At 54.1% G+C, this 4,702-nt stretch carries 9 protein-coding genes and 1 pseudogene; all 10 read right to left on the bottom strand.

Features of this window, described 5'->3' with window-relative positions; translation table 11 throughout:
* Positions 1-104: pseudogene (gene rplP, locus AC9UG7_RS00595) on the bottom strand (50S ribosomal protein L16); the annotation flags it as partial.
* Positions 105-106: 2 nt separating this feature from the next.
* The gene (gene rpsC / locus AC9UG7_RS00590; RefSeq protein ID WP_509583058.1) at positions 107-994 is read right to left on the bottom strand and encodes a 30S ribosomal protein S3; all 888 of its coding nucleotides are present in this window, start codon (positions 992-994) and stop codon (positions 107-109) included.
* A gap of 15 nt (positions 995-1,009) precedes the next feature.
* On the bottom strand, positions 1,010-1,339 hold the full coding sequence (gene rplV / locus AC9UG7_RS00585) for a 50S ribosomal protein L22 (RefSeq protein ID WP_506611650.1): 330 nt from the start codon (positions 1,337-1,339) through the stop codon (positions 1,010-1,012).
* Between the two features lie 9 nt (positions 1,340-1,348).
* A complete protein-coding gene (rpsS, locus tag AC9UG7_RS00580) occupies positions 1,349-1,627 on the bottom strand; it encodes a 30S ribosomal protein S19 (RefSeq protein WP_509579453.1) in 279 nt (92 codons plus the stop codon).
* A 10-nt stretch (positions 1,628-1,637) separates the two neighbouring features.
* Positions 1,638-2,462 (bottom strand): 50S ribosomal protein L2, encoded by an 825-nt coding sequence (gene rplB / locus AC9UG7_RS00575; protein ID WP_509583056.1) that lies wholly within the window; start codon positions 2,460-2,462, stop codon positions 1,638-1,640.
* 2 nt (positions 2,463-2,464) lie between these two features.
* Positions 2,465-2,779, bottom strand: coding sequence for a 50S ribosomal protein L23 (rplW, locus tag AC9UG7_RS00570; protein ID WP_509583055.1), 315 nt, complete (start codon positions 2,777-2,779; stop codon positions 2,465-2,467).
* A complete protein-coding gene (gene rplD / locus AC9UG7_RS00565; RefSeq protein WP_509583053.1) occupies positions 2,776-3,396 on the bottom strand; it encodes a 50S ribosomal protein L4 in 621 nt (206 codons plus the stop codon). The genes rplW and rplD overlap by 4 nt, the downstream gene beginning before the upstream one ends.
* Positions 3,396-4,067: a 50S ribosomal protein L3 gene (rplC, locus tag AC9UG7_RS00560; RefSeq protein ID WP_509583051.1), complete on the bottom strand. Its 672-nt coding sequence runs from the start codon at positions 4,065-4,067 to the stop codon at positions 3,396-3,398. Before rplC ends, rplD begins: the two co-directional genes overlap by 1 nt.
* Positions 4,068-4,247: 180 nt before the next feature.
* Complete coding sequence (gene rpsJ, locus AC9UG7_RS00555; protein ID WP_298599045.1) at positions 4,248-4,562, bottom strand: 30S ribosomal protein S10; 315 nt, start codon at positions 4,560-4,562, stop codon at positions 4,248-4,250.
* Positions 4,563-4,571: 9 nt separating this feature from the next.
* Positions 4,572-4,702, bottom strand: a 131-nt coding sequence (locus AC9UG7_RS00550) for an EF-Tu C-terminal domain-related protein (protein WP_509583060.1), incomplete at its 5' end; no start/stop codon positions are given.

The raw sequence follows: 4,702 nt of genomic DNA, 5'->3' as shown, positions 1-4,702 counted from the left end.
TTCAAGCCGAAGTCGCCGAACGCCACGGTATTGCCACGGGTGGCGATGCCGGTGTTACGACCTTTTTGTTCCTTGCGGTATTTACGGCGCGCTGGTTGCAGCATGCTTATTCTCCTTGTCCGTCCGCAGCCGTGCCAGTGGATGCGGGCGCGGTGATCTTGCGAACGCGCTTGACGGTGGTTTTCGGGGCATCGGTGGCGTCAGCGGGTTTATCGCTGCCATCAACCGGTGCGGCATTGGTTCCTGTAGGACGACGCGTGCCGCGTGCAGGCGGACGGTCACCGCTTGGACGTGCATCACGGCGTGGGCCGCGGGGACGGCGTTCTTCTTCTGTACGCGGCTCCTGCGCTGCAGGTGCGTCATTGCGTCCGAGTGTGTCGCCTTTGTAGACCCACACTTTGACACCGATGATGCCGTAGGTAGTCTTGGCTTCAGAGGTCGCGTAATCAATGTCTGCACGCAATGTATGCAATGGCACACGGCCTTCGCGGTACCACTCGGTACGCGCGATTTCGATGCCATTCAAACGACCTGCCGACATGATCTTGATGCCTTGGGCACCCAGACGCATGGCGTTTTGCATGGCGCGTTTCATCGCACGACGGAACATGATGCGTTTTTCCAGCTGTTGCGTGATGCTGTCAGCGATCAATTGCGCATCGATTTCAGGCTTACGCACTTCTTCGATGTTGACTGCAACAGGTACGCCTAAACGCGCAGCCAATTCTTTTTTGAGGTTTTCAATGTCCTCGCCTTTTTTACCGATAACCACACCAGGGCGTGCGGAAAAAATGGTGATGCGTGCATTTTTGGCAGGACGCTCAATCAAGATGCGGGAAACGGCAGCATTTTTGAGCTTGACCTTGAGGTATTCGCGCACTTTGATGTCTTCTGCCAGCATGCCAGCAAAATCTTTGTTGCTGGCGTACCAGCGGCTGGCCCAGTTGCGGCTGACCGACAGGCGGAAACCGGTAGGGTGTATTTTTTGTCCCATATCTTCCTAGACCTTTCAGTTACCGACCGTCACGTACACATGGCACGTGGGCTTGCTGATGCTGTTGCCACGGCCTTTGGCGCGCGCGGTGAATCGCTTGAGGGTTGCGCCTTGTTCCACATAAATGGTTTTGACGCGCAATTCGTCAATATCGGCACCGTCATTGTGCTCGGCGTTGGCGATGGCCGACTCGAGCACTTTTTTGACAATACCGGCTGCTTTTTTCTGGGTGAAAGTCAGGATGTTGAGGGCCTGGTCCACTTTTTTGCCGCGAATCAAGTCTGCCACCAAACGGCCTTTGTCGACCGATAAGCGCACACCTCGCAGGACTGCACGTGTTTCCATAGCTGCTCCTTACTTCTTCTGAACTTTTTTATCAGCCGGATGGCCTTTGAAGGTCCGCGTCAGCGCGAATTCGCCTAACTTGTGACCCACCATCTGGTCGGTGATATAGACCGGCACATGCTGCTTGCCGTTGTGAACCGCAATGGTCAGGCCGATGAAGTCAGGCAGGATCATGGAGCGGCGCGACCAGGTTTTGATCGGTTTTTTGTCTTTGGTAGCGACGGCTTTTTCCGTTTTGGCCAACAAATGGTGGTCAACGAACGGGCCTTTTTTGAGTGAGCGTGTCATGTCTTAACCCTTATTTCTTGCGGCGCGAGACGATCATCACCTGCGTACGCTTGTTGTTGCGGGTGCGGTAGCCCTTGGTCAAATTGCCCCAAGGATCGACTGCCGCGCGGCCTTCACCGGTACGTCCTTCACCACCACCATGCGGATGGTCGATAGGGTTCATGGCCACACCGCGAACGGTCGGGCGTATACCCATCCAACGCTTGACGCCAGCTTTACCCAACTGACGCAGGCTGTGTTCTTCATTGGCTACCTCACCGATGGTGGCGCGGCATTCGATATGAATCTTGCGGACTTCGCCTGAGCGCATACGCACTTGGGCATAGGTGCCTTCACGTGCCAGCAAAGTGGCAGAGGTACCGGCTGAACGTGCGATTTGCGCACCTTTGCCAGGACGCAATTCGATGCAGTGAATGGTTGAACCCACCGGAATGTTGCGAATCGGCAGCGTGTTACCTGCGCGGATAGGCGCTTCTGAACCGCTGTGAATGGTGGCGCCGACTTCCAAACCGCGCGGGGCGATGATGTAAGTGCGTTCACCATCTGCGTAGCAAATCAAGGCGATATGGGCAGTGCGGTTCGGGTCGTACTCGATACGCTCAACTTTGCCTGGAATACCATCCTTGATACGACGGAAATCAACCACACGGTAGTGGTGCTTGTGACCGCCGCCTTTGTGGCGTGTCGTGATGTGGCCGTTGTTATTGCGGCCAGCCTTTTGGAATTGCGGCTCCAGCAAAGGCGCATACCCGGGGCCTTTGAACAAATGGTCACGCGTGATTTTGACCACACCCCGTTGACCGGGGGAAGTGGGTTTCATTTTGATGACTGCCATGATTAAGCCACCTCTCCAGACAGGTTCAGCTCTTGACCAGGCTTGAGCGTGACATAGGCTTTGCGAATGTTGTCGCGTCGTCCTACAGAGCGTCCAAAGCGCTTGGTTTTGCCTTTGATATTGACCACAGAAACGCCTTTGACCTCGACCTTGAACATCAGTTCAACAGCGGCCTTGATTTCAGGCTTGGTGGCGTTTTGCAGCACTTTGAAAGTGACTGCATTGGAATTTTCAGCAACCATGGTGGCTTTTTCAGACACGATGGGAGCAACGAGTACGGCCATCAAACGGCCTTCGTCAAATTTGGGGGTGCTCATGCGAACATCTCCTTGAGTTTGTCGATGGCGCCTTTGGTAACCAGCACCTTTTTGTAATGCACCAACGAAACCGGGTCTGCGTAACGCGGCTCGACCACCAGCACATTGGCCAGATTGCGAGATGCGAAGTACAGGTTGTCATCGACTTCTTCGGAGATGACCAACACGGATTGCAGGTTCATGGCCTTGAGTTTGGACGCCAGCAATTTGGTTTTAGGTGCTTCAATCTTGAGTGAATCCACCACCGCCAATCGGCCTTCACGCACCAACTGAGAAAAAATGGCGGCCATGCCGGCGCGGTACATTTTTTTGTTGATTTTTTGTGTGAAGTTTTCTTCTGGGCTGTTCGGGAATGCACGACCGCCGCCACGCCAAATGGGGGAGGAAGTCATACCGGCACGGGCGCGGCCAGTGCCTTTTTGCTTGAAGGGCTTTTTGGTCGAGTGCTTGACCTGTTCACGGTCTTTTTGTGCGCGGGTACCTTGTCGCGCATTGGCTTGGTAAGCCACCACGATCTGGTGCACCAAGTCTTCGTTGTAAGCACGACCAAACAGCGTTTCAGGCGCGTCAAATTTGGCAGACGCCTGGCCTTGGTCATTCAGGAGTTCGATTTGCATCAGTTGGCTCCCTTGGTTTTGGCTTTGATAGCGTGACGCACCGTGACAAATCCACCGGCGGATCCGGGCACAGCGCCTTTGATCAGCAACAGTTGACGTGCTTCGTCGATACGAATCACGTCCAGATTTTGCGTGGTAACGGTTTCATCGCCCATGTGGCCCGACATTTTTTTGCCCGGGAATACGCGACCAGGATCTTGCGCCATGGAGATAGAACCGGGCACATTGTGCGAACGGCTGTTACCGTGAGACGCGCGTTGTGAACGGAAGTTGTGTCGCTTGATGGTGCCGGCGAAGCCTTTGCCGATGGAAGTGCCTTGCACGTCCACTTTTTCACCCACGGTGAAAATAGCGGAAGGAGGCACAGAAGTTCCAGCCGGGTATTGCGCAGCGGTTTCAGCGGTGACGCGGAATTCTTGGGTGATTTCACCTGCAAGCACACCGGCCTTGGCCATGTGACCTGCTTGAGGCTTGGTGACGCGCGAAGCTTTGCGTGTACCGAACGTCACCTGTAAGGCAACGTAGCCGTCATTTTCCTGGGTTTTGACTTGGGTCACTCGGTTGTCAGATACATCTACCACTGTGACAGGCACTGCGTCCCCATCATCAGTGAACAGACGCATCATGCCCACTTTGCGGCCCAGCAATCCCAGTCGATTGCTTTGACTCATGTTTTTCTCCAAAACTTTCACCGCTGTCACTTCAATTGGCAACTGCGTTTGGTGTATGAAAGAAGGTTGATAATTTCTTCACACAAATTGTGCGAAGCCTTGGATTGTAGCCGAATTTTCCATGTTGGCAAAAAAAGGCTTGTATCCAACATTGACGCCCCTTATGGAGGCGGCAACCTCTTACTGCAATTTGATTTCAACGTCCACGCCTGCAGGCAAATCCAACTTCATCAGCGCATCCACGGTTTTATCCGTCGGGTCGACGATATCCATCAAACGCTGGTGCGTACGGATTTCCAACTGATCACGGCTGGACTTGTTGACGTGCGGTGAACGCAGAATGTCAAAACGCTTCATGCGTGTCGGCAAAGGCACTGGACCTTTGACAATGGCGCCGGTGCGCTTGGCTGTGTCGACGATCTCAGCCGCGGACTGGTCAATCAATTTGTAGTCAAACGCTTTCAAGCGGATACGAATTTTTTGTTTGGTTGACATACTGATTCCTTAAGCGATGATTTTGGCAACCACACCGGCGCCGACGGTTTTGCCGCCTTCGCGGATCGCGAAGCGCAAACCTTCTTCCATCGCAATCGGGTGGATCAACTTCACCGTGATCGACACGTTGTCTCCCGGCA

The sequence above is a fragment of the Limnohabitans sp. genome (assembly GCF_046052765.1).
Taxonomy (GTDB): domain Bacteria; phylum Pseudomonadota; class Gammaproteobacteria; order Burkholderiales; family Burkholderiaceae_C; genus Limnohabitans.
This window is presented reverse-complemented; position numbering and strand designations above follow the sequence as displayed.

Excerpts from the sequence above, each read along its gene's own strand:
- rpsC (WP_509583058.1), bottom strand. The coding sequence starts at position 994 with ATGGGACAAAAAATACACCCTACCGGTTTCCGCCTGTCGGTCAGCCGC.
- rplV (WP_506611650.1), bottom strand. The coding sequence starts at position 1,339 with ATGGAAACACGTGCAGTCCTGCGAGGTGTGCGCTTATCGGTCGACAAA.
- rpsS (WP_509579453.1), bottom strand. The coding sequence starts at position 1,627 with ATGACACGCTCACTCAAAAAAGGCCCGTTCGTTGACCACCATTTGTTG.
- rplB (WP_509583056.1), bottom strand. The coding sequence starts at position 2,462 with ATGGCAGTCATCAAAATGAAACCCACTTCCCCCGGTCAACGGGGTGTG.
- rplW (WP_509583055.1), bottom strand. The coding sequence starts at position 2,779 with ATGAGCACCCCCAAATTTGACGAAGGCCGTTTGATGGCCGTACTCGTT.
- rplD (WP_509583053.1), bottom strand. The coding sequence starts at position 3,396 with ATGCAAATCGAACTCCTGAATGACCAAGGCCAGGCGTCTGCCAAATTT.
- rplC (WP_509583051.1), bottom strand. The coding sequence starts at position 4,067 with ATGAGTCAAAGCAATCGACTGGGATTGCTGGGCCGCAAAGTGGGCATG.
- rpsJ (WP_298599045.1), bottom strand. The coding sequence starts at position 4,562 with ATGTCAACCAAACAAAAAATTCGTATCCGCTTGAAAGCGTTTGACTAC.